The organism is Pseudomonas sp. P1_C12 (genome assembly GCF_056406435.1).
In genome coordinates this window covers 259,856-286,011 of the sequence record NZ_JBFUAE010000001.1, presented here as the reverse complement: position 1 = coordinate 286,011, position 26,156 = coordinate 259,856, and the positions used below count along the sequence as shown (strand labels likewise).

Genomic DNA, 26,156 nt, shown 5'->3' with positions numbered 1-26,156 from the left:
GCCCAAACGGATAAAAGGTTGCCGGGGAAGGGCAACCTTTTATGCAGATTTAAATGAAGGGACTAGTTTTTTACGGTGGCGGTATTAGCCGCGGCTCGTGCATCAGCCAGCCAGCTGTCGTACTTCGCGCGATGGGCTGCGATCCATTCTTTGGCGTGACGAGTTATGTCAGCTGCACTTTTTTCACCGTTGTGCATTTTCAGATTTTGCGCGCTTTCATCGTCGGTAGTGATCTGCATTTCAGACAGGAACTTCACGGCAGCCGGATTTTTCTCGGCGAACTCTTTGTTGATTACCGCTTTGACACTGTCTACGGCGAAACCAAGGTTTTTACCATTAAAGGTAGTGTTGACATCGTTTTTGCCACCTGGAAGATCAGTACGCGGCACGGTTAACCAGACAACATCTTTGCCTTCGACCAGAACACCGGAGATCCACTGAGGCACCCAGGTGTAATAGAGAATCGGCTTGCCTTGTTTATAACGAGCGATGGTGTCAGCCATCAATGCAAAGTAGGAGCCCTGGTTATTTGTGACGCTTTTTTCCAGGCCATAGGCTTTCATATGGTGGGCAATGATCAGCTCACAGCCCCAACCGGGGTTGCAACCTGTCAGGTCGGCTTTACCGTCGCCATTACTGTCGAACAGCTTGGCAATTTCTGGCTTTTTCAAATCTTCGATATTGGTGATGTGATACTCATCAGCCGTTTTCTTATCGATCATGTAGCCCTGCAACACACCCGGCATAATGTCGCCGGTTTTCACCATCGTCTCATCGCCGCCGGCCTTCTGGTAGAAAGATTTGTGCAGCTCTTCCCACAGATGTACTGAGAAATCAGCGTCACCATTGGAAATCGCTACCATCATGGTGGAGTACTCGGTTTCCTTGGGTGTCTCAACGTCGTAGCCCAATTCCTTGAGACCCGCCATTGCAATCTCTCCGCGGAATCGCTCTTCGGCGATTGACGGGAAAATGGGAGTGATTGATACCCCTTTTCCGGGCAGCTGTGCCGTGGCGGCCGATGCGAAAACAGGTGAAACCGCTAGTACTAAAAGTGCCACAGAATGAATGAATTTCTGTTTTATGCCGACTGTTGTGAAGTTCATTATCGTTTACCTTGGCTTGGTTAAGATGTTGGCAGTTTTTTTGATTCCCGACGCGCCGCTAGGCGAGTTAACTTTCTTTGGGACTAACTTCTATTTTTGTAACAGTGTTTTTTCTCTTCAGGCGATAAATGACACCCGCCGGGCCGGTCTGATACCAATGCTCCCCTTGGGTTGCCCTGTTACTGCGTTCGCCCATTGCCTGAGTCAGCCGGTCAAGGAAAATCGCCAGCAACACCAGCCCCAATCCACCGACGGTTGCCAAGCCCATATCAAGGCGACCAATCCCGCGAAGTACCATCATCCCCAAGCCGCCAACCGAAATCATTGACGCGATCACCACCATGGAAAGCGACAACATTAATGCCTGATTCAGACCCGCCATGATTGTCGGTGCCGCTAAAGGAAGTTGAACCCGCCTCAGCATCTGGCGTGGGGTGCATCCAAAAGCCCGGGCCGCTTCAACCTTGTCTTCCGGTACCTGGCGAATTCCCAGATTGGTGAGCCTGACCAGTGGTGCTACCGAAAAGATGATCGTGACCAGTACACCCGGTACGTTGCCGATACCAAACAGCATCACGACGGGGACCAGATAAACAAATGCAGGCAGTGTTTGCATGGCGTCGAGTACCGGACGCAGAAGCATCTCCAGTCGGTCACTACGGGCACACAGGACACCCAGCGGTATGCCAATAACTGCGCAGAAAAACAGTGAAGTGAGCACCAGGGCGAGGGTAATCATGGCGTCATTCCACACGCCGATCACGCCTAATAGAGTGAGCGTAACGAAGCAAAGGATACCTATTTTTCTCCCACCTACCTGCCAGCCAAAGAGCGTCGCAATAATAATGAATATTGACGGAGGAATAGCCAGCAATCCGTACTGAATACCGTTAAGTACCTGGTCGATAGGCCATCTTATCGAGCGAAATATCTCGCGGAAATTATGGACCATATAATTCAGGGCAACTTCTACCCATTGGCCCAAAGGGACGTTGATGGATTGAAACGGGTCTAGAAAACTGAATTCGTTCATGCTAATCACCTGAATGTCCGAGCCTGGCAAGCCAGCGAGTAGAGCCTATTAGTGACGGCTCATTGTCTGGAGCAGTAGGCTCTTGGAGATCGTGCCTTTGAACACACCTTGGCGATCCAGCACAGCAACTGGATTAACGGCATCAGCAACGATGTGAAAGACGTCCTGCAGGAGTACATCGTCGCGCAGCGTAGGAGTGGCTTGATCCATGGCGTACGGATGCTCTGCGCAGATTTTGGCAACATCACCAGCCTTAAGGATCTTCGAGGCATCAAAACCTTTGAAGAAAGCCCTGACGTAATCGTTCGCGGGGTTGCACAGCAGCTCTTGTGGTGTACCGATCTGTACTACCCGGCCGCCCTCCATGATCGCAATGCGATGGCCGATGCGAATCGCTTCGTCAATGTCATGGGAGATGAAGATGATGGTCCGATGTTGTTCTGCCTGCAGGCGGATCAGTTCGCCCTGCATTTCGTGGCGAATCAGCGGGTCAAGTGCCGAGAAGGCTTCGTCCATCAGCAGGATGGCGGGATCGTTGGCCAGCGCTCGGGCCAGGCCTACCCGCTGTTGCATACCGCCGGACAGTTGGTGCGGATAGCTATAGGCGTGGCCCTCGAGCCCCACCTGTTTGAGTGCCTCGAGTGCACGTTTATGCCGTTCACTTTCCTCGACACCCGAGATTTCCAGGCCGAAAGCAACGTTGTCGATCACACTCATGTGGGGCATTAGGGCAAACGACTGAAACACCATGCTCATGTCTTTGCGACGAACGCTGAGGAGATCAGCGTCCGACAGACCTGTAATTTCCTGGCCGTTTAGATGGATCGTTCCGGAGGTTGGCTCGATCAGTCGATTGAACAATCGGACCATCGTCGACTTGCCGGAACCGGAAAGCCCCATGATGACGAAAATCTCTCCACGTTTTACGGAGAAACTGGCATCAAAAACGCCAACGACTTGACCGGTTTTGCTGAAAATTTCATTCTTGTCAGCACCGCGAGCCAGCATCTCCATCGCGAGCTTCGGCTGAGCGCCGAAGACTTTGTAAATGTTTTTTACCGAGAGTATCTCGTCACCAAGACTCATAACCCCTCCTGCTGCAAATGCGACGTAAGATCAAGAATTTAGATATACGTATCTTGATCAGTTAAGACGGTGCTTGTGGGGGCAGTCAAGCTGGGAGAAAGGTTGGGAGTTAGTCATTGTGACCATCCTCTTTATTATGTGATGTTTATTATTTTTGTTTTATCGGCGCTGAGTTAAGCAGACCTTGAGAACAAGTTATTACCTAATAGAGTCAACGTCTAACAACATTTCTTCTGGCCAATCAATAACGTCATGTTATCGATCATTTAATTGTGTCGGTTTGCGATGATGGCTGTGATGGTTTGCGACGGCGGCTGCCGATGGCTCTGTCTTAGACCCTCTGTATCAGCTAAGCTCCAGCGAAGGCTCTAGGTGGAACCCATCCGCTGATCTCGCCACTAACGGCCCTCCAAAGGGCCCCGAACCGGATATTCAATACTCTAGGTTATGGTTAAGCACATAGATCCAGACATGACGCTGCTGAAAATGCCGTCTTTGAAAGCCGTGAAGTCATTTGTAGCAGCTGCCAAATATCAGAGCTTTACGCGTGCGGCAGAAGCACTGTGCGTTACTCAAGCGGCAATCAGCCGTCAGATTCGGGAGCTTGAAGCGTACCTTGGGGTAGATCTCTTCAAGAGGGTGGGTCGAGCGGTCGAGCTGACAGAAGCCGGATCCATATTTTTTGATGCTGCCCAGATATCTTTCGTCAACATTTCCCAGGCGGCGGAACGTATTCGCTCCAATAACTCAGGCAAGCGCACGCTGACGCTTTGCTGTTCTCCAGCGTTCTCAGCACTCTGGCTCGCAGCCAAGCTGCCAGTGTTTTTTACGGCTAACGCTGACATCGATCTCAACGTGGTGGCTACCCAAAACTTTTTGTCGATGGAACCGGGTGTGACTCCGGACATCTTCATCACCAAGATGGCCATGATCCAGGATGGCTACCGTAGTTATCCGTTGTGCCATGATGTTATCTACCCGGTGTGCACACCTCGTTACAAAGAGGAGCATCCTGAACTGTCCAGCCTGGAAGGCATACGCGACGGGGTTTTGCTAAACCTCAGCCCCTATGGCAGATCCCAAGTAGCGGAGCACGTTGACTGGGGCGTTTGGCTGGCTTATCACGAAGTTGATATCGAGAAACGCCCCCACGACAGCCCTCACGTTTTCAACGCGAATGACTACAACCTGGTGATTAGCATGGTATTAACCCACCAAGGCGTAGCGCTGGGATGGAATCACCTGGTCGAAAACCTGATCGAAAACGGCACGTTGATCCGTCCAATCGAAGAAGAAGTGGTTCTCCATGAAAGTCAGCACTATCTGACATTTCGTGAAGACCGGATCAATGATGACGCGTGCTGTCGGCTACGCGACTGGATTCTCACCCAGTTTTCCGGAGCTGTTTAGAAGATAGGAGCACTGGCGGAGCAGTACTCGGATTGCGTGGATGTACCGGTGGTGATCATTCGTGGTTCTCACCACCGGCAGTTTTGCACTTAGCCGACAGATCTTAACGGGATCGTGTCGTTGAGCTGATCAAGCATCGTTTTGCAATACCAATCATCAAACTGACACACGCCAATTTCACTGGCCACCGACAATGGGCCCGGCTCGTAAGCAGGAGAGCTGACGCCGACCTGTGCGCCTTCAACCAAGGTGCGATCCTGGTCATTGGTTGCAAGCCACACCTTGGTCAGGCGATCGATGTCGTAGTCGACACCTTCCTGCGCGTCCTTTTTGACGAGCCATTTTGTAGTGACCATTGTCTCGCCCGGACCAAGGGGCAGGACTCGGAAGCTCAGCGCATGATCGCCCAGAAAGTGGTTCCAGGTTGATGGGTAGTTGAAATAAAGCAGCGCGCCGATGTTGGCTTCACCGGTTGTGTCCAACCGGCCAGCGACCGCAGGCTTGCCATCCATTGTGTAGCTGACGGCCCCGGAAAACAGGGGGATGCGCGTCATGCGGAAGCGACCGTCTTCGTCCATGACCAATTGGCTGGGCAGGCCTGCTGCTTCGCAACGATCCCAATGCTCTTTGAGTTCAAGATCCTCATCGCCGCCGGCGCCACCCACTGATGGGTTGTCGACGAATGAGTGCATCAATTCCGGGTGAGTAAAATCGCAGTGGTAACACTCGCGGTTGTTCTCGAAAACCAGTTTCCAGTTGCCTTTCTCGATGATATTCGACTCAAACGCGACTTTGCAGTCGTCCAGGTTATGAGGCGCAACGAAAGGAGTAACGGATTTCCTGAACGAAGAAAAGTCTGGGGCGACGTCAGCGACGCAGACATAGATGTACGTTTCGACGACCTCACAATGCACGGTTTTCAACCCATGCTGAGACTTGTCGAAATCCTCCCCCATGTTCCCGGCGAAAAGCAGTCTGCCATCCAGCTCGAATGTCCATTTGTGGTAAGGGCACACCAGTTTGGCGACCTTGCCGCTGGCTTCCGGGCACACCTTGGAACCGCGATGACGGCAGGCGTTGTGGAAGGCCCGAATCTGTTTATCTGCGCCGCGCACGATAGCGACAGGGTAATCGCCGATTTGCAGCGACAGGTACTGACCTGACTTCTCCAGCTCAAATGTGTGTCCTGCGAAGATCCAGCTTTTGTGCCAGATCTGTTCCAGATCCTGCCTGTAAACGTCTGGATCGCTATAAAGGGCACCTGGCAGCGCGTGGTCAGGCTTGCGCTGCGCAATAAGATTTGAAACTGCCGATTTAGTGCTCACGGTCAACACACTCCAAAATACCAAAGGGGCGACATGTTCAGCCTGCTCAACGAGGTGAGGTGAGCCAAACGGTCTTGAGTTCGCAGTACCGTCTGTGGATGCAAGTCCATCAAACCGTGCTGCTTCTATCCGCGAACCGGAACGGTTTGCCACGTCCAGGAGCGTCTTCCGAAAAATGTGCCTTCTTGGATGGTGGTGCCATCCGTGCACTCATTTCGTTCGAGTCCTTACTGATGCAGGCATTTCTGTAATGCCGATGTTGCATCAATAGCCATTTTTCTACAGCTCCTTATTTCAGTCCGAGCAGACAGATTCTAAGTAATGGAACGAATGTACGAGAAATTTTCTTATCCAATTCGTCGGTAGAATATCGCTGTTATAAGGCTACGACGACAATCATGCATCAACAAGAAACATTTACTCTTATCAATGCATAAACAAATGTTATCAATTGAAGCTGCGGCGCTGATGCGGAAATTACAAATCATTGAAAACAAAGGGAAAATAATTTTTCAGGACGTATGAAGCACCTATCTGGAAATGTATACGCCAGAAATACACTCTATTGACCGTCTTCTTGGCCCATGCCAGTCTGGATTCAACAGTTAACCCGTACTAGTCGGCAAAACAACCTCTGGAGGTCATTTGTGAAAGGCAGTAAAAGTGCTCTTTACGAAGACTTGAAACGTCAGATTCTGACAATGGAACTTGATCCAGATGAAGCGCTGGACGAGGTTGTTATCAGTGAGCGTTATGGTCTATCGCGAACCCCTGTTCGTGAAGTGTTCAGACGTTTGGCTGGCGAAGGTTATATAGACATTCGAGAGAATCGAGGCGCCCGGGTCATTCCTATGAATTATGCGACGCTTCGAAACTTCTTTCTGGTAGCCCCCATGATCTATGCAGCTATTGGCCGCCTGGCGGTACAAAATTTCAAGCCACACCAATTGATTGATTTAAAAGAAACCCAGAAACGCTTTCGCAAGGGCACTGTTTCAAAAGATGCACTGGTGATGGTTGTTGAGAACAATCGGTTTCACGCCATCATGGGTGAAATGGCTTGCAATCATTACCTGGAACCTAGTCTGGGGCGACTGCTTATTGATCATGCTCGTATCGGCAATACGTTTTTTCGCCCTCAAACCAGGGACATGGAGAAACGTCTCGAGCAATCCGCCGGACATCATGACGCTTTTATTCAAGCCATTGAACGGCGTGATGAAACTGCCGTAGTTGATCTCGTGTTTGAACATTGGGAGCTGTCCCGTAAAAACATGGAGATGTTTATCGCGCCTCAAGACATCAAAGCTGACGCGCTCGTTGATCTTCCACTTAACTCGCATTCGGAGCATTTATCTTGAAATTTGAAGGTATTTATACGCCAGCAGTAACTCCTTATAACTCTGATGGGGAGATTGACTGGAATGTGTACTCGGAGGTTTTGGAGTCGCTGATTGAGGCGAAGGTGCACGGCATTATTATCGGCGGGTCGACCGGCGAGTATTATGCGCAGACTTCAGAAGAACGCACCGAGTTGGCGGCCTACGCCAAAGACGTGATCGGCACTCGAGTACAACTGATCGTCAGTACCGGGGCGATTCGTACCGAAGATGCGGTTCAGTACGCCAAGGATGCCAAAGCGATCAAAGCGGACGCCATTCTCGTCACGTCCCCGCCTTATGCGCTGCCAACCTCACAGGAAAACGCGATTCACGCGCTGACTATCGATCGCGCAGCAGGCTTGCCGATCATGCTTTACAACTATCCGGGACGCATGTGCGTTTCGATGGATGAAGAATATTTCACGCGTGTCAGCCAATCGAAAAACGTCGTCGCCATCAAGGAAAGTTCCGGCGACATGGGCCAGGTGCATATGCTGGCCCGGCAGTTCCCCAACATCGCCTTGTCCTGCGGATGGGACGACCAGGCCCTCGAGTTTTTTGCTTGGGGCGCCCGCAGCTGGGTGTGCGCAGGTTCCAACTTCCTGCCCAAGGAACACGTCGCGCTTTATGAAGCCTGCGTGATCGAAAAGAACTTCGACAAAGGCCGTCAAATCATGTCTGCAATGATGCCGCTGATGAATGCCCTGGACGGTGGCAAGTTCGTGCAGTCGATCAAGTACGGCTGCGAAGTTGCCGGATTGAAAGTCGGTAACGTGCGCCTGCCATTGCAGCCACTTGAAGCGGACGAAAAGCAGAGCTTCGCGTCGGTCATTACTGAACTCAAACGTAACGTAGCCAACATTTCTTCGGGAGCCAGCCATGGGTGATCTTCTGAGCAAGGCCGAGTATGCCGCTCTGGCCAAAGACATTTCGTTGCCGTCCAAGGCGTTCATCAATGGCGCGTTTAAACCCGCGATCTCCGGCAAAACCTTCGCCACGAACAATCCGGCGACCGGTGACTTTTTAACCGACGTCGCAGCTTGTTCGTCCGAAGATGTCGACTTCGCGGTAAGCACTGCCAAGGAGGCCTTTGAGGATGGGCGCTGGAGATCTATTTCTCCGCGGGAGCGCAAAGCGGTTCTGTTGAAGTTTGCAAACCTGCTTGAAGGCCATCAATACGAACTGGCCGTCCTCGAAAGTCTCGATAGCGGCAAACCGGTCAGTGAATGTCAGTTGGTCGACATCCCGGACACCATCCACACGATCCGCTGGCACGCAGAACTGATTGACAAGATTTATGACAACACCGCCCCGGTGGGCAGCGACGCGCTGACCATGGTAGTTCGGGAGCCGATCGGCGTGGTGGGCTGCGTATTGCCCTGGAACTTCCCGCTGCTGATGCTAGCGTGGAAAATCGGCCCCGCCCTCGCTGCGGGCTGTTCGGTCATCGTCAAACCTGCTGAACAAACCTCGCTGACCACCTTGCGTGTCGCGCAACTGGCGTTTGAAGCCGGTATACCCGCTGGTGTACTCAACATTGTGACCGGTACGGGCAAGGACGTCGGAGAGCCGATCGGTTTGCATAACGATGTCGACATGGTGAGCTTCACCGGCTCCACCGCAACCGGCCGCCGCTTCCTGCATTACGCCGCCGATTCGAACCTGAAACGCATCGTCCTTGAGTGCGGCGGGAAAAACCCGGCCGTGGTGATGGACGATGCCCAGGATTTGGATCTCGTCGCTCAACACGTCGTCAATGGCGCGTTCTGGAACATGGGCGAAAACTGCTCCGCGACTTCTCGTCTGATCGTCCACGCGTCTGTTAAAGACGAGCTACTGAAGCGCATGGGCACCTACATCCGCGAATGGAAAATGGGCGATCCACTCGATCCGGAAAACCGCGTAGGGTCGCTGGTCAGCCCTGAGCATTTTGCCAAAGTGAAGTCGTACCTTGAGCACGCCGCCGCCGGAAAGCTTGAAGTGGTTTACGGTGGCGCGACCAAAGACGGTGCCTTTGTAGAGCCAACGGTGATTGACGGTGTAGGTCGAGACAACCGGCTTTTTCAGGAAGAGATCTTCGGCCCGATTCTCTCGGTCACCTCCTTCAACACGATCTCCGAAGCCATTGCGCTGGCCAATGACACGGTCTATGGCTTGGCGGCCTCTGTTTACACCGGCAGTCTGCGGCGGGCAATCAAGTTGTCGCGGGAAATTCGCGCCGGCATCGTCACCGTGAACTGCTTTGGCGAGGGCGATGCATCCACGCCTTTCGGTGGCTACAAGGAGTCGGGCTTCGGCGGTCGGGACAAATCGATTTTTGCCCACGATCAATACACCGAAATCAAAACCATCTGGATCGATGTGTCTGATCGGTCGGATGAAGAGACCGAAAAATGAGCACCCATACCATCAAGCGCCTGCCGGTAGACACCGGGGTTTCAGGTTGGGAGGCGATTTCCGCACGCACTGCGCCTGTCCGCATGCTTGATGGAAACGTGACGGCGGACTGGCTGATTATCGGGGCCGGTTTTGCCGGCCTGTCCGCCGCTCGCAGACTTTCACAGCTACACCCGGGTGACAGCATTGTTGTGGTCGATGCGCATGAAGTCGCCAAGGGGCCGTCGGGCAGAAACTCTGGTTTCATGATCGATGTGCCGCACAGTCTGTCGTCCGGGGAATACTCCGTAGCGAGTGAGTCTGCAACGGCGCTGGAAATCACCCAAAATCGTTTTGCAATTGCTTTTGCCGCTGAAGCCGCACGCGAGTACGGCATGTCCCCAGACACCTTCGACCCTTCAGGGAAGATCAACGCGGCCGCCACTGAGCGTGGACTGAAGCTGAACGTCAATTACGCCAAATCCCTTGAGCGCATTGGCGAAAAGTTCGAGATGTTTGATGCCGCGCAAATGCGCGAAATCACCGGGTCCACCTATTACCACGGTGGGATCTACACCCCCGGCGCAGTGATGATTCAACCCGCGCAATACATTAGAGACCTGGCAGCAGGGCTCGAAGGGAAAATCACGCTGTTCGAACGTTCTCCGATTATTGAATTGACCAAGCAGGGAAGCGGTTGGAGCGCTCGGTCTCATAACGGGACGGTGCACGCACCCAAGGTCATCTTGGGGGTCAACGGGCACATTGAAGACTTTGGCCATTATCAAGGACGACTACTGCACGTCTTCACTTACGCTTCCATGACGGCGGCGTACAGTGATGATGAGTTCAAGAAAGACGTACCGGGCAAAGCCAGGTGGGCGTTGTTGCCGGCGGATCCAATGGGCGCGACCGTTCGCAAGATCTCTTCAGACGGTCTCTCGCGTATCGTCATCCGGACCAAGTTCACCTATGACCCGAGTATCCAGGTCACTCCAGAGCGGGTAGCTGCGGTGGCCAAAGAACAGCGACATTCCCTGGATGCCCGCTTTCCCGAATTGAAATCCACTGCGTTGGAATTCAGTTGGGCCGGCCGTCTGTGTCTGAGTCGTAACAGCGCCGCTGCATTTGGCGAGATTGAAGAAAACCTGTACTCGGCTTGCTGCGAGAATGGGCTGGGTACTGTGAAAAGCACCCTGGCAGGTGTGATGGCTGCGGAGTTGGCATCGGGTACGCGTTCGGAGTTTCTCGATAGCTTCAGTCACGCACCAGGCCCCAGCAAGCTACCACCCAAGATAATAACGAAGCTGGGCGTCAGTTCAGTTATTCGCTGGCATGAGTTTTGGGCCGGGCGAGAAGGTTAACAAGTTTAAGTTGTCGGCTTTTCCTATAAAGGCCGTTTAATAAGTCACTAATAAGAACGGAACAATCCATGAAGAATATTTGGAAGGCATTCTGCGCGCTCGCGCTTGTGGGTATGATGAGTTTGCAGGCACACGCTGAAGAAAAAAACATAGTAATGGGCACCATGTCTTGGGAGGACTTGGTGCCTATCAGCGGCATTACCAAGAAGGTACTCGAGAACGCTGGATATACCGTAAAAGTAGTGGAGTTTTCCGAGTGGGGTATCGCCTACGCTGCACTCAGCAAAGGGGATATTCAAGTGTTGGCATCCCAGACTGATTACGCCGCAGCCGATTACTGGAAAAAGAACAAAAACAAAATCGAGAAGCTGTCACCGGTCTCCTATGGTCTTTATCAGGGCATGGCAGTACCCAGTTACGTGGACATCGACTCCATCGAGCAGCTGAATGCAAACGCGGACAAACTGGGTAACAGAATCATAGGCATCGAGCCTGGTTCGGGTTTGATGAGTGACGCGAACAACGTTGTCAAAGCGTACGACATCAAGCTCAAGCTGGTCGAAGGCAGTACTTCCGCCATGACCGCGGCTTTAAAGTCGGCAGTCGACCGCAAAGAGTGGGTGGCGGTAACCGTCTGGGATCCATCGTGGATGACCAAGAAATTTGATCTCAAATTCTTGAAAGATCCAAAAGGGGTCTTCCCGCCATTGCAGGGTTATTACTGGATCGGACACAAAGGCTTCGCTGAAGCCAATCCGCGTGCGCGTGAACTAATGGCCAGCGTATATGTGCCTATCACGGACATCACCGCGATGAATGCTGAAGTCAAGGATGGCAAGACCATGGACGAGGCTATCAAGGGTTGGATTGATAGTCATACCGATCTTGTAAATCGTTGGGGAAATATCAAGAACTATTAAGTTTTGTTTGTTTGCCACTGCCGCCCTTTGATTAATTAAAGAAACCAGCAAACAACTGGTTCGATGGATTGCGAAATGACAATGGCCACAATTAATACTGACGAAGTGCTGGTAGATTGCCAGTCGGTTTGGAAAATCTTCGGTAAAAGTGCACCGGCAGCCATGGATGCGGTTGTCCAGCAGGGTCTTTCAAAGACCCAGATCCTGCAAAACTACGGCTGCGTAGTCGGGGTTTCCGATGTCAGTCTCCAGGTTCGCCGGGGGGAAATCTTTTGCATCATGGGTTTGTCCGGCAGTGGCAAATCCACCCTTATAAGGTTGCTGAACAAGCTGATCACCCCGAGCTCGGGGAAGGTGCTGGTCAAAGGCAAGGACGTTTCATCCTTGTCGCCGGCACAACTGCGAGAGGTGAGGGCGCGTCACATCGGTATGGTCTTTCAAAGCGTTGCCTTGCTACCTAACCGTACGGTTCTTGAGAACACCGCGTTTGGCCTGGAAGTGCAGGGTGTGGGCAAGGCCGAGCGTTACAAAGTGGCCGAGCAGGCGTTGGCGAAGGTTGGATTGAGCGAGTGGACTTCGCGCTATCCCAGCGAGCTGTCCGGGGGCATGCAACAACGAGTCGGGCTGGCGCGCGCACTGACTGCCGATCCAGAAGTGATTTTGATGGATGAGCCGTTCAGCGCGCTTGATCCGCTGATTCGCCGACAGTTGCAGGATGAGTTCCGCCAATTGACCAAGGAACTGGGCAAGTCCGCGGTGTTTATTACCCACGACCTGGACGAGGCCATCCGCATTGGTGATCGCATTGCGATCATGAAGGATGGCGCCATCATTCAGGTCGGCACCGCCGAGGAGATCGTGCTCAACCCGGCTGACGACTACGTGGCGGAATTTGTCGCCGGCATTTCCCGACTGCATCTGGTGAAGGCTCACTCGGTCATGACGTCGGTCCTGGCCTACAAGGCAGCTCACCTGACATGTGACATCTCCAGGCTCACCAAAACCTCGCTTGATGCCGATATCAATGAACTTATCGGATTGACGATGAAGTCCGAGCGCGACGCGCTTGCCGTCGTCGATAACGGAACAGTGGTGGGGATCATTACCCCCCGTGATCTGTTGCGGGGCGTGCAAGGTATTCCCAATGAATTGGCGCCCGTAGCAACTGCCAATGCGATGGAGGCGTCCGCATGAGCACGCCGGATTTTTCCAGTCAGTTCGATGCATCCATTGATACGGGGCTGGAATGGCTTTCAGATAATGGCGAGTTCGTGTTCGATGCCGTCAATGCGGGGCTGAATGGCATTTACCAAGGCGTGCTGTGGTGTATTGCTTATCCAGCGCATTACGTCGTGGCGATTGTCATGGCGTTGATTGGCTGGCGTGTTGTCGGCGTCCGCTTCGCGATTCTCTCAGGTCTGGCATTGTTGCTGTGCGACCTTATCGGTTTGTGGCCAGAGACAGTCAGTACGCTTGCACTGGTGCTCACCGCTACTGTGTTGGCACTGGCGGTCGCCATTCCGCTGGGAGTCGTCGCGGGTCTGGCGCCGGCCTTTGATCGTGTGGTTGATCCTTGTCTGGATTTGATCCAGACGATGCCGCCCTACATCTACCTGCTACCGGCCATTGCGCTGCTCGGCTACGGCCCTGCCACGGCGCTGCTGGCGACTTTTATCGTCGCGCTTCCCCCCGCGCTACGACTGACCTCCCTGGGTATTCGCATGACGCCCAAGGAGTTCATCGAATTGGGAGATGCCAGCGGCGTGACTGGTATGCAGATGTTTTTCAAGATCCGCTTACCGTTCGCCATGCCCAGCATCATGGCCGGCGTTAACCAGAGCCTGATGATGGCATTCGGCATGGTCGTCATCGCCGGCATTGTAGGTTCGGGCGGTTTGGGCGAGGCGATTTACGGGTCCGTTCGTACTTTGGATATCGCCAAGTCGATCAACGCAGCTATCGCAATCGTCATTCTGACCATGATTCTGGATCGTCTGGCGCAGAGCGCTGCACAGTCGCGGGTGGGGGCATCTCAATGACAACGCACATTCAATTTTCTCCAGGCGATTACCTGGCGCCTGCCGTTGATTGGCTGAACACGAATTTACATGGCTTGTTCAAAGGGATCAGTCTGGTCGTTGAGGCGGTACTCGGTGCAGTGGAGGGAGCGTTGCTTGCTCCCCATCCGTATTTATTCATCGGTATTGTCGTCGTTGTGGCCTTCTTTTTTGCCAATAAGCGGGTCGCCGTTTTCGCTGCGGTGATGTTGGCTTTCTGTTTGTTCGCTGGCCTTTGGGTTGCGTCCATTCAGACGATCGCGCTCGTCAGCGTGGCGGTCCTGATCTCGGTGGCCATCGCTTTCCCGCTGGGCGTTCTAGCTGCCCGGGTGAAGCGTGTAGATGAAGCGTTGCTGCCGATTCTGAACATCATGCAGACGGTGCCGCCTTGGGTTTACCTGATCCCCGCGGTGATGCTGTTCAGCTTGGGGAGGGTGCCCGCGATCATCGCAACGATTGTTTACGGCATCCCGCCGATGCTCAGATTGACGACCCTGGCCTTCAAGCAACTGCCCAAGGATCTCCTTGAGTTGGGGCAGGCGTCCGGTGCTTCACCTAAAGACATTCTGTTCAAAATTGAACTGCCGAGTGCCGCACCCACGCTGTTGGTAGGCCTGAACCAATGCATCCTCATGTCGCTGGCGATGGTGGTGCTGGCCGGTCTGGTGGGGGCCGGCGGTCTGGGGGCTGAAGTGACCCGTGGCCTCTCCAGGATGGAGATGGGCTTGGGGCTGCGAGCAGGTTTGGCCATTGTCGCTATTGCGCTGCTGCTGGATCGACTGTCACGGGGCGCGTTGCAGCGTCACTCTCCCAGCAAACTCCTTTGAAAGGGCATCAGTATGAGACGCAGCTTTTTTTGCATTGATTCGCACGCGTGCGGCAACCCGGTTCGGGTGGTAGCGGGCGGAGCACCGCTGATGCCTTCCGTATCGATGGCGGAGCGGCGCGATATTTTCGTGCGTGACCACGACTGGGTACGCACCGCATTGATGTTCGAGCCCCGGGGGCACGACATCATGTCTGGCGTCATCATCTATCCATCGGTACGTGATGACTGCGACTTCGGTGCGTTGTTTATCGAAGTCAGCGGCTGCCTGCCGATGTGTGGAGCGGGCACCATCGGATTATCGACCGTGGTCATTGAAGAGGGCTTGGTGACACCTCGCGAGCCGGGAAAACTGGCCATTGAAACACCGGCGGGACGGGTCGATGTCGAATACACCATGGGCGGTGAATTTGTTGAGTCAATTCGCTTGTTCAACGTATCCAGCTACCTGCACAGCGCCGATGTGGTGGTGGAAGTACCTGGTGTTGGAACGTTTACGGTGGACATCGCCTACGGCGGGAATTTCTACGCGGTGGTCGAACCACAGGAGTGCTGGACTGGATTCGAAGGGCAGACGACGGCTGACATCGTGGGGTTGAGCCAGAAGCTGCGTGCAGCGCTCTCGGCCATTTGTGACCCAGTGCATCCAGAGAACAGCAGAATCAGTGGTGTTCATCACATCATCTGGTGTGACAAACCACAGAGCAGAACCGTGCATGGACGCTGTGCCGTGTTCTACGGTGATAAAGCTATTGATCGTTCTCCCGGCGGTACCGGTACCTCGGCCCGGATGGCTCAGCTCTTCGGAAAGGGTCGGCTGAACGTCGGCGACGTTTATCGACTCGAAAGTCTGATCGGCACGATCTACGAAGGAAAAGTTGAGGCGTCGGTAAAAGTCGGAACCTTCGACGGCATGAATCCAAGTGTCAGCGGCTGGGCTGAGGTGATAGGTCACAACACTATTTTCGTTGATGACAAAGACCCTCTAGCCCACGGTTTCCAGCTCGCATAAAAAGTTTGGTCACGGCGCCAGCGGTTGATTCTTCGGATGCGCAGATTCAACCGTGGTTTGCACAATGGCTGTGTTCGTCAGTGTAAAGAAGCGAGGCGTAAAGTGATCGAACGACGAGATTTCAGCCGGTGTATGAAAGGTAAAAACCTGCGCTATGTGGAAGAGACCCGGAATGAGCCGACGACTCATGCCCGGGCAGGATTTTTACTGCTCGAAAACTTTTCGCTGCCTGCATTTACGCAAGCTCTGGATACGATTGTCACTGCCAACCTCATGCGTCCCACGTTGTTCTCTTCACGAACCTTCGGGTTGCAGGACGGAGAGGTCACCAGCGACCTTGGCTTGGTCATTCGACCGGATGGGCGTTTAGACGTCGCAGCACTCAAACACCTCAATTTGCTGGTCATATGCGGCGGCTATCGCACCGAGCTCAAAGTCCATCACGAGCTGATCAGCCTCCTCAAAACAGCATCAGAACTGGGTATCACACTGGCCGGGCTATGGAATGGGGCGTGGTTTTTGGGCGTGTCAGGTTTGCTTGAAGGGTATCGTTGTGCGATTCATCCCGAACACCGACCCGCGCTCGCAGAAATTTCAAAAGTCACGCATGTCACCAGTGAAGCATTTGTCATGGATCGCGACCGGCTCACGGCTTCGAGTCCGGCGGGTGCTTTTCACATGGCCCTGGAGTGGATCAAGGGGCTGCACGGCAAGGCACTTGTCGAGGGCATCGAAGACATTCTGTCTTTCGAAGAGTCGCGGTATCGGCGTATCAAACCGACACAGAACATCTCGTTGAGCGCCCCCCTCAAAGAGGTGGTCAAGCTGATGGACGCCAACCTTGAAGAGCCATTGCAAATGGAGCAACTGGCAGCCTATGCCGGACGTTCCCGTCGACAAATAGAGCGCTTGTTCAAAGAACAACTGGGTACCACACCGCAGCGGTATTACCTGGAATTACGCATTACCGAAGCACGACGATTGCTGCAGCACACAGAGCTGTCTCAGGTTGATGTGCTGGTCGCATGCGGCTTCGTTTCGCCGAGCCATTTCAGCAAATGCTACAGCTCGTATTTTGGTTACCGGCCATCGAGAGAAACGCGGCTAGTGAAATAAAGAAGCGCTTCGTCGACAGCTGACACGCTAAGGAGGAGGGCATGACCGAGGTGCGATTGAAGAGCGATCAAACAAAAAACACGGCGTACTTAACTACGCCCACCGTTGCCGTTAGTTCTGGGGTCGCAAGGCCCAAACTCGGGATTTTCCTGTGCCTGCTTTCAATGCTTATCTTTGCGACCCAGGACGGCATAACCAAGGTGCTTGTCAAAGACTTCCCGGTTGCCCAACTGGTCATGGTGCGGTATTGGGTGTTTGTCGTTTTTGCCCTCGGATATGCTGCCTATCAAGGTAGGGTAAAGGCGTCGTTTCGCAGCAAGCACCCTTGGCTCCAAATCATTCGAGCGCTGTTAGCCGTGGCTGAAACGATACTGTTTGCGATCGGGCTACGCTATCTGGGCCTGGCCGAAATGCATGCGCTCTATGCCGTATTTCCGCTGATGACATTGGCATTGGCCGGCGCCGTACTTGGAGAGTTTATAGGCCTTCGACGCTGGATTGCCTCGGTCATAGGGTTCACCGGGACTCTGATCATCCTCCGGCCAGGCGCGGGCGTCTTTGAACTCGCAGCGCTGATTCCCCTGCTAGCTGCATTGGGTTTTGCATTGTTCAACGTGCTGACGCGCCGGATTAGCCAGCACGACTCCTTTGCTACGAACATGCTCTTCATGGCAATTGTGGGTGCCCTGACGATCACTTTTGTGGGGCTGCCTGCATGGGTTGCTCCGACTCCCGTTCAGGGCCTCTTGATGGCGATACTGTCATTGACGGGAGTAGTCGCTCAGATTCTCCTCATTCAAGCACTGAAATACGCGACCGCTTCTACGCTACAGCCTTTCAACTATGCGCTTCTGGTGTTCGCCACGTTGATCGGTGTGATCGTTTTTGCCGAGCACCCTGATATGTGGGTGGTTGTTGGAGCAGCGTTGGTGATTATTGGTGGGCTGTATGCGATTAAAGCGAAGGCGTGAACATTCAACCTATCCTTTCGAGGCTTATTGGCTCAGCTGCTTTCTCTCCCCTAGACTGCCATGGGCTCAGGGACTAATCCCGGACAACAGGAGCAAAATGTGGTTGCGGACTGGAGTGGTCAGGTTGCGCTTGTTAGTGGCGCCGGTAGTGAACGTGGAATTGGCTTTGCGATTGCGAAGCGTCTGGGCAGCCTCGGCGTGCGATTAATCGTCACAGGCAGCAGCGCTCGCATCCAGGATCGGGTGGAGGAGTTACGCGCCGCAGGATTTGAAGTGCAAGGGCGTGCGGCTGACCTGAGCCAAGAGGATCAAGTCCTTGAGCTGACCACTTGGGCCGAATCGGTTTGGGGACGAATTGATATTCTTGTGAACAATGCCGGCATGGCCGCGCAGGGTCACCCCGAGCCTTTTGTCGAACTGGCGGACATGAGTGTCGATAGCTGGAACCTCTCAATTGCTCGGAATCTGACAACTGCCTTTCTATTGACCCGTGGAATTTTGCCGGGGATGCGTAACAGACGCTACGGCCGTATCGTCAATGTCAGCTCCACGACTGGCACTCGAGCCGGTAATCCGGGAGAGGCGGCTTATGCCGCGGCAAAAGCAGCAATGGTGGGTATGAACATGAGCCTGGCCATAGAAGTCGCGGGTTATGGAATCACTGTGAACGCGGTCGCGCCGGGCTGGATCGCTACAGGGTCAAGCACTCCGGAGGAAGAGAATGCAGCGAAGTATGTCCCGGTTGGCAGGGCAGGTCGCCCGGAAGAAGTAGCGGCTGCCGTTACGTTCCTGGCATCACCTGAGTCCAGTTACATTACCGGCGAGTTACTGGTGATTGATGGTGGCAATTGTCTGACAGAGAACAAAGCACCCAAGTAATCAATGCGTGCCCGCCGCAAAATTTTGCAGCGGACAACAGTCTGGCTCCACGCAACCTGCAACGGAGGAGAGTAAGTGACTCCCTCCGTCGCAAGTCAGGCTGATTCGATCAAAACGGCAGCGGCAGTTTCGCCGTGCGCCCCCCATCCACCACCAGCACTTGTCCGGTGATGAAGGCCGATGACTCCGAGGCCAGGAAGACGACTGTCCCGCCAACATCCGTCGGCAGTCCGGTACGTCCAACCGGGTGAAGACGCAGGAGTGCTTTGCGTGCCGCACGCGGATCAGCTTGAGCGGCGAGGTACGCATCACTCAGCTCGGAATTTATCCACCCCGGAGCAATGGCATTGCAGCGGATGCCGTCCCGGCCGAGATCGACTGCCAAGGCTCGGGTCAGCCCATGGATGCCGGCTTTGGAGGCACAGTACGCGGCATGTTCAGGGTTGGCGCCTATCCCTTCGATCGACCCGATGTTGATGATGCTGCCACCGCCTCGCTGACGCATCTGGGGCACCAACGCCTTACACAAGAATGCTGGCGCTCGCAGATTGACAGCCATCATGCGATCCCAGTCCTGTTCGGTCATATCATCAACGGATTTCTCGAACATGAACCCGGCGTTGTTAACCAATACATCGATTCCGCCAAGCTGCTCCTGGGCGGACTGTGCAATCAAACCGGGTGACTCCATCGAGGCGAGATCAGCCTCGACGAAATAGATTTGGGGGTGATCTCGCAAGTCGTCGTCCAGTGCCTGGCGCTGAGCGATCAAAACAGTAGCTCCCGCCTCAAGCAATTGTTCGGTGATGCCTCGACCAATTCCTCTGCCGCCCCCGGTCACCACTACATTTTTACCTTTGAGCATCGCTACTTCTCCTTAGCCGGATACCGGCTTGGCGCCTGTGACTTCTACCGTTTCACCGGCGATGTACCTGGCCTCGTCGGACGCCAGAAATGCGATGACGTCCGCAATGTCCTCAGGCTCGGCGATACGGCCTAATGGCACGCTCTTGTTCAGTTCTTGCACGGCCTTATCCGGATCCAGGCCACGACGCTCAAAGCCGCTGCGTATCATTGGGGTATTGATTTCGTGCGGGCATACGGCGTTGACACGGATGCCCAAAGGGGCGCAATCGCGGCCCAGATTTTTGGTTAAAGCCGCGACGGCCCCTTTGCTTGTGCAATACGCCACGTGGGCGGGGCCTGGATAAATTCCCCAGACAGATGATGTGTTGACGATTGCGGCGCCCGGGCGATTTTTCATGTGCGGTATTGCGGCACGGCAGATGAAGAACACCGCATTCAGGTTTACGCCCATGGCGTCAAACCACATGTCGTCAGTGGTTTCCTCAATCGTGCCGCGGGGAATGATGCCCGCATTGTTCAATACGATGTCAATCCCGGAAAAAACATCGACGGCAGTTTGGACAATCGCTTCACAATATTCTTTTCTGCGTAAATCGCCTGCCACGTAGTGCACTTCGGCGCCCAAGTCACGGACTTTGGCGGAAATTGATTTGCAACCGGCTTCATCAAGATCAGACAAAACAAGCTTTGCGCCTTCTCGGGCGAACAATAATGCTAACGCCTGTCCGACACCACCGGCAGCGCCGGTAATGACCACCACTTTATTATTGAATTTCATTGGGCAACCTACCTGGTAGTTTTTTTGGCGCAGCCATTATTTAATTTCAATGGCTCACAGCGTCCAGCAACTTTTTTACAGGGCCAAAGATAACGTGGCGTTATCCAAAGTTTCTGACTCGAGAGTTTCTTCTGGTGTCGTCGAAGACTTGATAAAAGTTGGCGCTGCTGGAGTCAATAACACTGATATCAACACGAAACATGCTGCGAGTACCTGTTGAGAATCGGCCGTTCTAGTGCCGGGCTTCGCAATTCGACCAGTGAATTGATTCGGGGCATTATTGATGGCGTGCGCTTGATTTGGCGATTGAGCGTCTCGAAAATGTACGCAGCTGTACATGCCGTGTACGCCACAGATCCTGAGGTGTACAGTGACGAAGAATTTTCAGAGAAAGGTGCAACCCGAATGTCACAGACAGGAAGGGCGAAAACCAAAGCTCAGGACGCAGGCTGGCGAGGCTCCGTCGATGGTTGGCTGGACGCCGCCTACGATGCTCTTAAAGAGTCGGGTGTGGATGCTGTGCGGGTGATGCCGCTGGCCAAACGCTTGAATTTGTCTCGTACCAGCTTCTATTGGTTCTATGAAGATCGGGAACAGCTGCTCGCGGCACTCCTCGCTCGATGGCGGGACAAGAACACCGGCGGTATGGTCAGCCAATGCGAGAGTTATGCAGAAAGTATTTCCGAAGCAATTCTCAACGTCTTCGAATGCTGGGTGAACCCTGAGCTGTTCGACTCGCAGTTCGAATTTGCTGTGCGCAGTTGGGCGCTGCAATCGGACGAGGTCAAAGCTGAAATCGCTTTAGCCGATGAGGCGCGGATGAATGCTCTGGCCGCGATGTTCCGACGGTTTGGCTACGACGGCGAGGGGGCTGACGTTCGGGCCAGGACGATCTACCTCACACAGATCGGCTACATCTCCATGAAAACCAATGAAGATATCGTCGTTCGATTTCGACGGATTCCTCAGTACGTGAGCGTGTTTACCGGCAAAGTACCGAAGAGGCGCGAGCTGGATCGCTTTTATGGAAAGTTTGGCTACGCAGAAAAAGAGCCTGGCGTTTTCGTTCCCTTGGTCGAAACATTCGAGGAGTCCACTGCCGATGGAGAATAGAACTCTGGGAATCATCGGGGGCACCGGCTGGCTCGGGCGTGCAATCGCGGTGGCGCTGCTCGATAGCGGGTTCGTCGGGCCTGACCGTTTGTTGATCTCGAACCGCTCCGGCGTCAATACCTTCGAGCCAGACGTGAGGCTGCTGGCCGACAACCAGCAGTTGGTGGACCTCAGCGATATTGTCGTGCTGTCCATCCGGCCGGAGCAGTTTCGCGAACTGCGGATCAACGTCCGCGGCAAGCTAGTGATTTCTCTGATGGCCGGAGTTCCGGCGGCAGCCATCAGCGCGGCCACCGGTGCGGATGTCGTGGTGCGGGCCATGCCGAATGCGGCCGTGGAAATCAGGCAGTCGTTCACGCCTTGGTACAGTGTCGGAAACCTTCCAGAGTGCGACCGCAAGTGGGTGCAGCGACTGTTCGAGTGTGTAGGTTCGGCGGACGAAGTGCCTGATGAAGACTGTATTGATTACCTCAGCGCGTTGTCCGGGACTGGGCCGGCCTTCCCGGCAATGTTGCAAATGGCTCTGACTAATCAGGCGGTGGCTGCGGGAATTCCCCTTGCCATCGCGCAGCGCGCTGCACAAGGCGTGGTGGTGGGGGGCGGCCAGATGCTTGCCAGTCGCGATCCGCAGCAAATGATTGAATCGTTGATGGCTTACCGTGGCGTGACGGCAGCAGCGCTGCAGTCGATGGCCGATCAAAACATCGAGTCCATTGTGGGGCGGGCAATAATGGCAGGCGCTGAGGTTGCGCGGCGGGGAATGTAGCCAGGGCAGGGGATATACAGTGAAGGCCCGCTGAAGGGCCTTCGCTGTAAAAGGCGTCAGCCGGTTGCGATTATTCGGCCTTGAAGCAATAGACAGCCAGTTTGTTGCCATCAAGGTCCCGAGCGTAAGCGGCATAGGCATTTTCAGCCCAGTTACGAGAACCCGGTTGGCCTTCACAGATGCCACCAGCAGCGAGTGCGGTTTCGTGGAATGCATGTACCGCAGCGCGATTTGGCGCTTCGAAGCTGACAGTCACGCCATTGCCAACGTTGGCAGGATTGCCATTGGCGGGTTTGAGCACGAAGAATGACGGTTTATCCACGCCCCAAATGGAGCCGGATTCATCAAGGTCGGCAACACGGTTGAGACCAATTTCTTTGAGAACGCCATCATAGAAGGTCCGTGCTTTGGCAAGGTCATTGGTACCGACAGTGACATGGGTAAAAACAGACATTTTGATTTCCTTTGGGTTGTGATGCGGGTGTGAGCGCTGGCCGATATCACGGCAGTGCCTTGGTCAGAAATGAATGACGGTGCGTATGCTTTGCCCTGCCAGCATCAATTCGAAAGCCTTGTTGATGTCCGAAAGACCAAGGTTATGAGTGATGAAGGTTTCCAGCGGAATTTCGCCGGTGCTCGCTTTCTCGACGTAGCTGGGAAGCTCCGTGCGGCCCTTGACCCCGCCAAACGCGCTGCCGCGCCAGACGCGCCCGGTCACCAGTTGGAAAGGGCGGGTGCTGATTTCCTGGCCCGCACCGGCAACACCGATGATGATCGATTCGCCCCAGCCCTTGTGGCAGCACTCCAGAGCAGCTCGCATCAACTTGACGTTGCCGACGCATTCAAACGAATAGTCCACGCCACCGTCAGTGAGCTCGACAATCACGTCCTGGATGGGCTTGTCATAGTCCATGGGATTGATGAAGTCGGTCGCGCCGAGCGATAGGGCGACGTCCCGCTTGGCCGGGTTGATATCAATGGCGATGACTCGCCCGGCGTTGGCCATTTTCGCGCCGATGATGGCCGCCAGCCCGATCCCGCCGAGCCCGAATATCGCAACGCTTGCCCCAGCCTCGACCTTGGCAGTATTGAGTACGGCACCAGTGCCTGTGGTCACGCTACAGCCCAACAAGCACACCTGTTCCAGCGGCGCATCCTTGTGGATTTTGGCCAGGGAAATCTCCGGCAGTACCGTGTACTCGGAGAAGGTCGAACAGCCCATGTAGTGGAACACCGGCTGGCCCTGAAAGGAGAAACGCGATGTTCCGTCAGGCATCAGGCCTTTGCCCTGTGTCGCTCTGACTGCCTGGCACAGATTGGTCTTGCCCGACAGACAGAATTTGCATTGCCGGCACTCGGCCGTGTACAGCGGAATCACATGGTCGCCGACCGACAATGATGTCACGCCTTCGCCGATCGACTCGATGATCCCGCCGCCCTCATGGCCCAGCACGGCAGGAAAGATCCCCTCGGGATCGTCGCCCGACAGGGTAAAAGCATCCGTGTGGCAGACACCGGTTGCCACGATTCGTACTCGTACTTCGCCAGCCTTGGGCGGTGCGACATCAATGTCCACCAGCTGTAACGGCTGTCCTGGGCCGAAAGCGACTGCCGCCTTCGATTTAATGGTCACTGCTGACATGGTTCCCTCTTGTTCATGGCGAGCCTCCGTTCCAACAGGAATGGAGGTTCGGATTCAGATTTCTTTCACCAGGCGCAAAGCGTCGTAGATGGCCGCGTGGGTGTTGCGAGCAGACACGGCGTCGCCGATCCGGAACAGCTGGAAGCGTCCTTCGGGATTGGTGACGATGTTCTGTGCCGTGCCGGCGATCAGGTCATGCTGCTCTACCGCGCCGCCATTGGTGGAGAGAGGACGCAGGTCGAAGTACAAGTCGTCCAGGGGAAGGGTGCCGTGGTTGACGACCACCTGATCGACCACGCGCTGCTTGTGAACCTTTCCGTAATCGCTGCCAAAGGTTGCAACGAGCCCGCCATCACGTTTTTCCACTGTATCAACCCGGTAGGTCACGGTGAAGGTGACGTCCAGGTCCTGCAGGCTGCGCATGTAGGGCACCAGGTTCATAGCCATGACTTCAGGTGCAAACGAGCGGTCAGGGGTGACGATCTCCACGGTCGCACCGCTTTGCGCGATGACCTCGGCAGCCTGCAGGGCGGCATGGTCGCCAGCATCGTCGAAGATCAGTACGTTGCGACCGGGCTTGATGTCACCGGAAATGATGTCCCAGGTTGAAACCACCAGTTCATTGCCTTCGCGGAGCACCTCGGTATCAGGGAGGCCGCCGGTCGCAACGATGACCACGTCAGGCTCGAAGGCTTGCACAGTGTCGGCTTCGGCCCAGGTATTGAAGTGAAACTTCACCCCCAGCCGTTCGCATTGCGCCATGCGCCAATCAATGATGCTGATCATCTCGCGACGACGCTCGCTCAACGCAGTCAGACGAATCTGCCCGCCTGGTTGGTCAGCCGCCTCAAGCACCGTCACATCATGGCCGCGCTCACCGGCGACCCGCGCCGCCTCCAGCCCAGCAGGGCCGGTACCGACCACCAGCACCTTGCGCTTGACGGCGGCTTTGGGAATGTCATGAGGCATGGTGGTTTCCCGACCCGTCGCTGCGTTGTGGATGCAGTAGGCCGCGCCGCCCTGGTAGATGCGATCCAGGCAATAGTTGGCGCCCACGCACGGGCGAATGTCTTCTTCGCGCTTCTCGATGATCTTGCGCACGATGTGCGGATCGGTCATGTGCGCGCGGGTCATGCCCACCATGTCCACTTTGCCCGAGGCGATCGCGTAGCGCGCCGTGGCCACGTCTGGAATCTTCGCTGCGTGGAAGGTCGGGAAGCCAGTTGAGGAGCGGATCTCGCCAGCGAAGTCGAGATGGGGTGAGTTGCGCATACCCTGAATCGGGATGACATCAGTCAGGCCGGCATCCGTATCAATGTGACCACGCACGACGTTCAGGAAGTCGACCAGTCCGCTGTCCTTGAGCATGTGAGAAACCTGCATGCCCTCGCTGGCTGTGAAGCCACCGGGCAATTCTTCATCACCGGTGTAACGAACTCCCAGCAGAAAATCTTCGCCGACCCGCTGGCGGATGCCACGCAGGATGTCGAAGGTAAAGCGCATGCGGTTTTCCAGCGAGCCGCCATAAGGGCCATCAAGGTCATTGGTCAACGGTGACCAGAACTGGTCCATCAAATGCCCATAAGCCTGAAGCTCCAGGCCATCGAGACCTGCCGCCTTCATACGCTCCGCGGCGTCGACATAGTCCTTGATGATCCGCTCAATGTCCCATTCCTCCATTTTCTTCGGGAAGGAGCGGTGTGAAGCTTCCCGACGATGTGACGGCGACACCACCGGTAACCAGTCGGCCTTGTCCCAGCGGGTGCGACGGCCCAGGTGAGTCAACTGGATCATCACTGCCGCGCCGTGTTCGTGGCACTCATCTGTCAGATCCTTCAACCATCCGACCACTTCGTCTTTGTAGGCAAGCACGTTGTTGAACACCGGCGGGCTGTCTCGGGAAACGGCAGCGGAACCGGCAGTCATGGTCAGGGCGACACCGGCTTTTGCACGCTCCACGTGGTAGGCGCGGTAGAGATCCTTGGGCATGCCGTCCACAGGGTAGGCCGGTTCATGGGAGGTGGTCATGATCCGGTTTCTGAGGGTCAGATTCTTGATTTTATAGGGTTGCAGCAAGGGATCGCTGGACATCGTGGTGCGCTCCAAAGTGGGCTTCATCAGGCTCGG

At 54.8% G+C, this 26,156-nt stretch carries 24 protein-coding genes; 15 read left to right on the top strand and 9 right to left on the bottom strand.

What is annotated here, in order from left to right; genetic code table 11:
* Positions 1-62: 62 nt before the first annotated feature.
* The 3 genes from proX to AC1D19_RS01335 form a co-directional block, all read right to left on the bottom strand.
* Complete coding sequence (proX, locus tag AC1D19_RS01345) at positions 63-1,106, bottom strand: glycine betaine/L-proline ABC transporter substrate-binding protein ProX (RefSeq protein ID WP_458512341.1); 1,044 nt, start codon at positions 1,104-1,106, stop codon at positions 63-65.
* A 67-nt stretch (positions 1,107-1,173) separates the two neighbouring features.
* Positions 1,174-2,139, bottom strand: a complete 966-nt coding sequence (proW, locus tag AC1D19_RS01340; protein WP_477762075.1) for a glycine betaine/L-proline ABC transporter permease ProW — start codon at positions 2,137-2,139, stop codon at positions 1,174-1,176.
* A 48-nt stretch (positions 2,140-2,187) separates the two neighbouring features.
* Positions 2,188-3,225 carry a quaternary amine ABC transporter ATP-binding protein gene (locus AC1D19_RS01335; RefSeq protein WP_477762074.1) on the bottom strand — a complete coding sequence of 346 codons (1,038 nt, stop codon included), beginning with the start codon at positions 3,223-3,225 and terminating at the stop codon, positions 2,188-2,190.
* A 447-nt stretch (positions 3,226-3,672) separates the two neighbouring features.
* On the opposite strand from AC1D19_RS01335, the gene AC1D19_RS01330 reads away from it, so the two are divergent.
* The gene (locus tag AC1D19_RS01330) at positions 3,673-4,635 is read left to right on the top strand and encodes a LysR family transcriptional regulator (RefSeq protein ID WP_477762073.1); all 963 of its coding nucleotides are present in this window, start codon (positions 3,673-3,675) and stop codon (positions 4,633-4,635) included.
* Between the two features lie 89 nt (positions 4,636-4,724).
* Here the strand turns inward: AC1D19_RS01330 and AC1D19_RS01325 are convergent, their stop codons facing one another.
* Complete coding sequence (locus AC1D19_RS01325; protein ID WP_477762072.1) at positions 4,725-5,960, bottom strand: aromatic ring-hydroxylating oxygenase subunit alpha; 1,236 nt, start codon at positions 5,958-5,960, stop codon at positions 4,725-4,727.
* A gap of 647 nt (positions 5,961-6,607) precedes the next feature.
* Here AC1D19_RS01325 and AC1D19_RS01320 point away from each other — a divergent pair.
* The 12 genes from AC1D19_RS01320 to AC1D19_RS01265 all read left to right on the top strand — a co-directional run bounded on the left by AC1D19_RS01320 (position 6,608) and on the right by AC1D19_RS01265 (position 18,863).
* On the top strand, positions 6,608-7,321 hold the full coding sequence (locus AC1D19_RS01320) for a GntR family transcriptional regulator (RefSeq protein ID WP_477762071.1): 714 nt from the start codon (positions 6,608-6,610) through the stop codon (positions 7,319-7,321).
* A complete protein-coding gene (locus AC1D19_RS01315; protein ID WP_477762070.1) occupies positions 7,318-8,229 on the top strand; it encodes a dihydrodipicolinate synthase family protein in 912 nt (303 codons plus the stop codon). Before AC1D19_RS01320 ends, AC1D19_RS01315 begins: the two co-directional genes overlap by 4 nt.
* Positions 8,222-9,739: an aldehyde dehydrogenase gene (locus tag AC1D19_RS01310; protein WP_477762069.1), complete on the top strand. Its 1,518-nt coding sequence runs from the start codon at positions 8,222-8,224 to the stop codon at positions 9,737-9,739. The genes AC1D19_RS01315 and AC1D19_RS01310 overlap by 8 nt, the downstream gene beginning before the upstream one ends.
* A complete protein-coding gene (locus tag AC1D19_RS01305) occupies positions 9,736-11,082 on the top strand; it encodes an NAD(P)/FAD-dependent oxidoreductase (protein WP_477762068.1) in 1,347 nt (448 codons plus the stop codon). Before AC1D19_RS01310 ends, AC1D19_RS01305 begins: the two co-directional genes overlap by 4 nt.
* A gap of 68 nt (positions 11,083-11,150) precedes the next feature.
* A complete protein-coding gene (locus tag AC1D19_RS01300) occupies positions 11,151-12,002 on the top strand; it encodes a glycine betaine ABC transporter substrate-binding protein (RefSeq protein WP_477762067.1) in 852 nt (283 codons plus the stop codon).
* A 75-nt stretch (positions 12,003-12,077) separates the two neighbouring features.
* A complete protein-coding gene (locus AC1D19_RS01295) occupies positions 12,078-13,196 on the top strand; it encodes a quaternary amine ABC transporter ATP-binding protein (RefSeq protein ID WP_477762066.1) in 1,119 nt (372 codons plus the stop codon).
* On the top strand, positions 13,193-14,041 hold the full coding sequence (locus AC1D19_RS01290; protein WP_477762065.1) for an ABC transporter permease: 849 nt from the start codon (positions 13,193-13,195) through the stop codon (positions 14,039-14,041). The genes AC1D19_RS01295 and AC1D19_RS01290 overlap by 4 nt, the downstream gene beginning before the upstream one ends.
* A complete protein-coding gene (locus AC1D19_RS01285; protein WP_477762064.1) occupies positions 14,038-14,886 on the top strand; it encodes an ABC transporter permease in 849 nt (282 codons plus the stop codon). The genes AC1D19_RS01290 and AC1D19_RS01285 overlap by 4 nt, the downstream gene beginning before the upstream one ends.
* A gap of 12 nt (positions 14,887-14,898) precedes the next feature.
* Positions 14,899-15,897 carry a 4-hydroxyproline epimerase gene (locus tag AC1D19_RS01280; RefSeq protein ID WP_123366501.1) on the top strand — a complete coding sequence of 333 codons (999 nt, stop codon included), beginning with the start codon at positions 14,899-14,901 and terminating at the stop codon, positions 15,895-15,897.
* Between the two features lie 102 nt (positions 15,898-15,999).
* On the top strand, positions 16,000-17,013 hold the full coding sequence (locus AC1D19_RS01275; protein WP_477762340.1) for a GlxA family transcriptional regulator: 1,014 nt from the start codon (positions 16,000-16,002) through the stop codon (positions 17,011-17,013).
* A gap of 41 nt (positions 17,014-17,054) precedes the next feature.
* On the top strand, positions 17,055-17,984 hold the full coding sequence (locus tag AC1D19_RS01270; RefSeq protein ID WP_457327385.1) for a DMT family transporter: 930 nt from the start codon (positions 17,055-17,057) through the stop codon (positions 17,982-17,984).
* A 60-nt stretch (positions 17,985-18,044) separates the two neighbouring features.
* Positions 18,045-18,863 (top strand): SDR family NAD(P)-dependent oxidoreductase, encoded by an 819-nt coding sequence (locus tag AC1D19_RS01265; RefSeq protein ID WP_477762063.1) that lies wholly within the window; start codon positions 18,045-18,047, stop codon positions 18,861-18,863.
* 109 nt (positions 18,864-18,972) lie between these two features.
* On the opposite strand, the gene AC1D19_RS01260 is transcribed toward AC1D19_RS01265, so the two are convergent.
* Together AC1D19_RS01260 and AC1D19_RS01255 are read right to left on the bottom strand one after the other, a co-directional pair.
* Positions 18,973-19,728 carry an SDR family NAD(P)-dependent oxidoreductase gene (locus AC1D19_RS01260; protein WP_477762062.1) on the bottom strand — a complete coding sequence of 252 codons (756 nt, stop codon included), beginning with the start codon at positions 19,726-19,728 and terminating at the stop codon, positions 18,973-18,975.
* A gap of 12 nt (positions 19,729-19,740) precedes the next feature.
* Complete coding sequence (locus tag AC1D19_RS01255; protein ID WP_095942149.1) at positions 19,741-20,508, bottom strand: SDR family NAD(P)-dependent oxidoreductase; 768 nt, start codon at positions 20,506-20,508, stop codon at positions 19,741-19,743.
* A gap of 405 nt (positions 20,509-20,913) precedes the next feature.
* Between AC1D19_RS01255 and AC1D19_RS01250 the strand changes: the two genes are divergently transcribed.
* Complete coding sequence (locus AC1D19_RS01250; protein ID WP_477762061.1) at positions 20,914-21,621, top strand: TetR/AcrR family transcriptional regulator; 708 nt, start codon at positions 20,914-20,916, stop codon at positions 21,619-21,621.
* Positions 21,611-22,387: a pyrroline-5-carboxylate reductase family protein gene (locus AC1D19_RS01245; RefSeq protein WP_477762060.1), complete on the top strand. Its 777-nt coding sequence runs from the start codon at positions 21,611-21,613 to the stop codon at positions 22,385-22,387. Before AC1D19_RS01250 ends, AC1D19_RS01245 begins: the two co-directional genes overlap by 11 nt.
* 70 nt (positions 22,388-22,457) lie before the next feature.
* Here AC1D19_RS01245 and AC1D19_RS01240 read toward each other — a convergent pair whose 3' ends face one another.
* The 3 genes from AC1D19_RS01240 to AC1D19_RS01230 all read right to left on the bottom strand — a co-directional run bounded on the left by AC1D19_RS01240 (position 22,458) and on the right by AC1D19_RS01230 (position 26,120).
* Positions 22,458-22,841: a VOC family protein gene (locus AC1D19_RS01240; RefSeq protein ID WP_046046576.1), complete on the bottom strand. Its 384-nt coding sequence runs from the start codon at positions 22,839-22,841 to the stop codon at positions 22,458-22,460.
* 63 nt (positions 22,842-22,904) lie between these two features.
* Complete coding sequence (locus AC1D19_RS01235; RefSeq protein WP_477762059.1) at positions 22,905-24,029, bottom strand: S-(hydroxymethyl)glutathione dehydrogenase/class III alcohol dehydrogenase; 1,125 nt, start codon at positions 24,027-24,029, stop codon at positions 22,905-22,907.
* Between the two features lie 54 nt (positions 24,030-24,083).
* Positions 24,084-26,120 (bottom strand): oxidoreductase, encoded by a 2,037-nt coding sequence (locus AC1D19_RS01230; RefSeq protein WP_477762339.1) that lies wholly within the window; start codon positions 26,118-26,120, stop codon positions 24,084-24,086.
* Between the last annotated feature and the right edge of the window lie 36 nt (positions 26,121-26,156).

What these genes read in the sequence shown, in the direction of transcription:
- AC1D19_RS01240 (WP_046046576.1), bottom strand. Translation starts at nt 22,841, where the DNA reads ATGTCTGTTTTTACCCATGTCACTGTCGGTACCAATGACCTTGCCAAA.
- AC1D19_RS01330 (WP_477762073.1), top strand. Translation starts at nt 3,673, where the DNA reads ATGGTTAAGCACATAGATCCAGACATGACGCTGCTGAAAATGCCGTCT.
- proW (WP_477762075.1), bottom strand. Translation starts at nt 2,139, where the DNA reads ATGAACGAATTCAGTTTTCTAGACCCGTTTCAATCCATCAACGTCCCT.
- AC1D19_RS01270 (WP_457327385.1), top strand. Translation starts at nt 17,055, where the DNA reads ATGACCGAGGTGCGATTGAAGAGCGATCAAACAAAAAACACGGCGTAC.
- AC1D19_RS01295 (WP_477762066.1), top strand. Translation starts at nt 12,078, where the DNA reads ATGACAATGGCCACAATTAATACTGACGAAGTGCTGGTAGATTGCCAG.
- AC1D19_RS01245 (WP_477762060.1), top strand. Translation starts at nt 21,611, where the DNA reads ATGGAGAATAGAACTCTGGGAATCATCGGGGGCACCGGCTGGCTCGGG.
- AC1D19_RS01300 (WP_477762067.1), top strand. Translation starts at nt 11,151, where the DNA reads ATGAAGAATATTTGGAAGGCATTCTGCGCGCTCGCGCTTGTGGGTATG.
- AC1D19_RS01310 (WP_477762069.1), top strand. Translation starts at nt 8,222, where the DNA reads ATGGGTGATCTTCTGAGCAAGGCCGAGTATGCCGCTCTGGCCAAAGAC.
- AC1D19_RS01230 (WP_477762339.1), bottom strand. Translation starts at nt 26,120, where the DNA reads ATGTCCAGCGATCCCTTGCTGCAACCCTATAAAATCAAGAATCTGACC.
- AC1D19_RS01265 (WP_477762063.1), top strand. Translation starts at nt 18,045, where the DNA reads ATGGGCTCAGGGACTAATCCCGGACAACAGGAGCAAAATGTGGTTGCG.
- AC1D19_RS01255 (WP_095942149.1), bottom strand. Translation starts at nt 20,508, where the DNA reads ATGAAATTCAATAATAAAGTGGTGGTCATTACCGGCGCTGCCGGTGGT.
- AC1D19_RS01285 (WP_477762064.1), top strand. Translation starts at nt 14,038, where the DNA reads ATGACAACGCACATTCAATTTTCTCCAGGCGATTACCTGGCGCCTGCC.
- AC1D19_RS01280 (WP_123366501.1), top strand. Translation starts at nt 14,899, where the DNA reads ATGAGACGCAGCTTTTTTTGCATTGATTCGCACGCGTGCGGCAACCCG.
- AC1D19_RS01260 (WP_477762062.1), bottom strand. Translation starts at nt 19,728, where the DNA reads ATGCTCAAAGGTAAAAATGTAGTGGTGACCGGGGGCGGCAGAGGAATT.
- AC1D19_RS01290 (WP_477762065.1), top strand. Translation starts at nt 13,193, where the DNA reads ATGAGCACGCCGGATTTTTCCAGTCAGTTCGATGCATCCATTGATACG.
- AC1D19_RS01305 (WP_477762068.1), top strand. Translation starts at nt 9,736, where the DNA reads ATGAGCACCCATACCATCAAGCGCCTGCCGGTAGACACCGGGGTTTCA.
- AC1D19_RS01250 (WP_477762061.1), top strand. Translation starts at nt 20,914, where the DNA reads ATGTCACAGACAGGAAGGGCGAAAACCAAAGCTCAGGACGCAGGCTGG.
- AC1D19_RS01235 (WP_477762059.1), bottom strand. Translation starts at nt 24,029, where the DNA reads ATGTCAGCAGTGACCATTAAATCGAAGGCGGCAGTCGCTTTCGGCCCA.
- AC1D19_RS01335 (WP_477762074.1), bottom strand. Translation starts at nt 3,225, where the DNA reads ATGAGTCTTGGTGACGAGATACTCTCGGTAAAAAACATTTACAAAGTC.
- proX (WP_458512341.1), bottom strand. Translation starts at nt 1,106, where the DNA reads ATGAACTTCACAACAGTCGGCATAAAACAGAAATTCATTCATTCTGTG.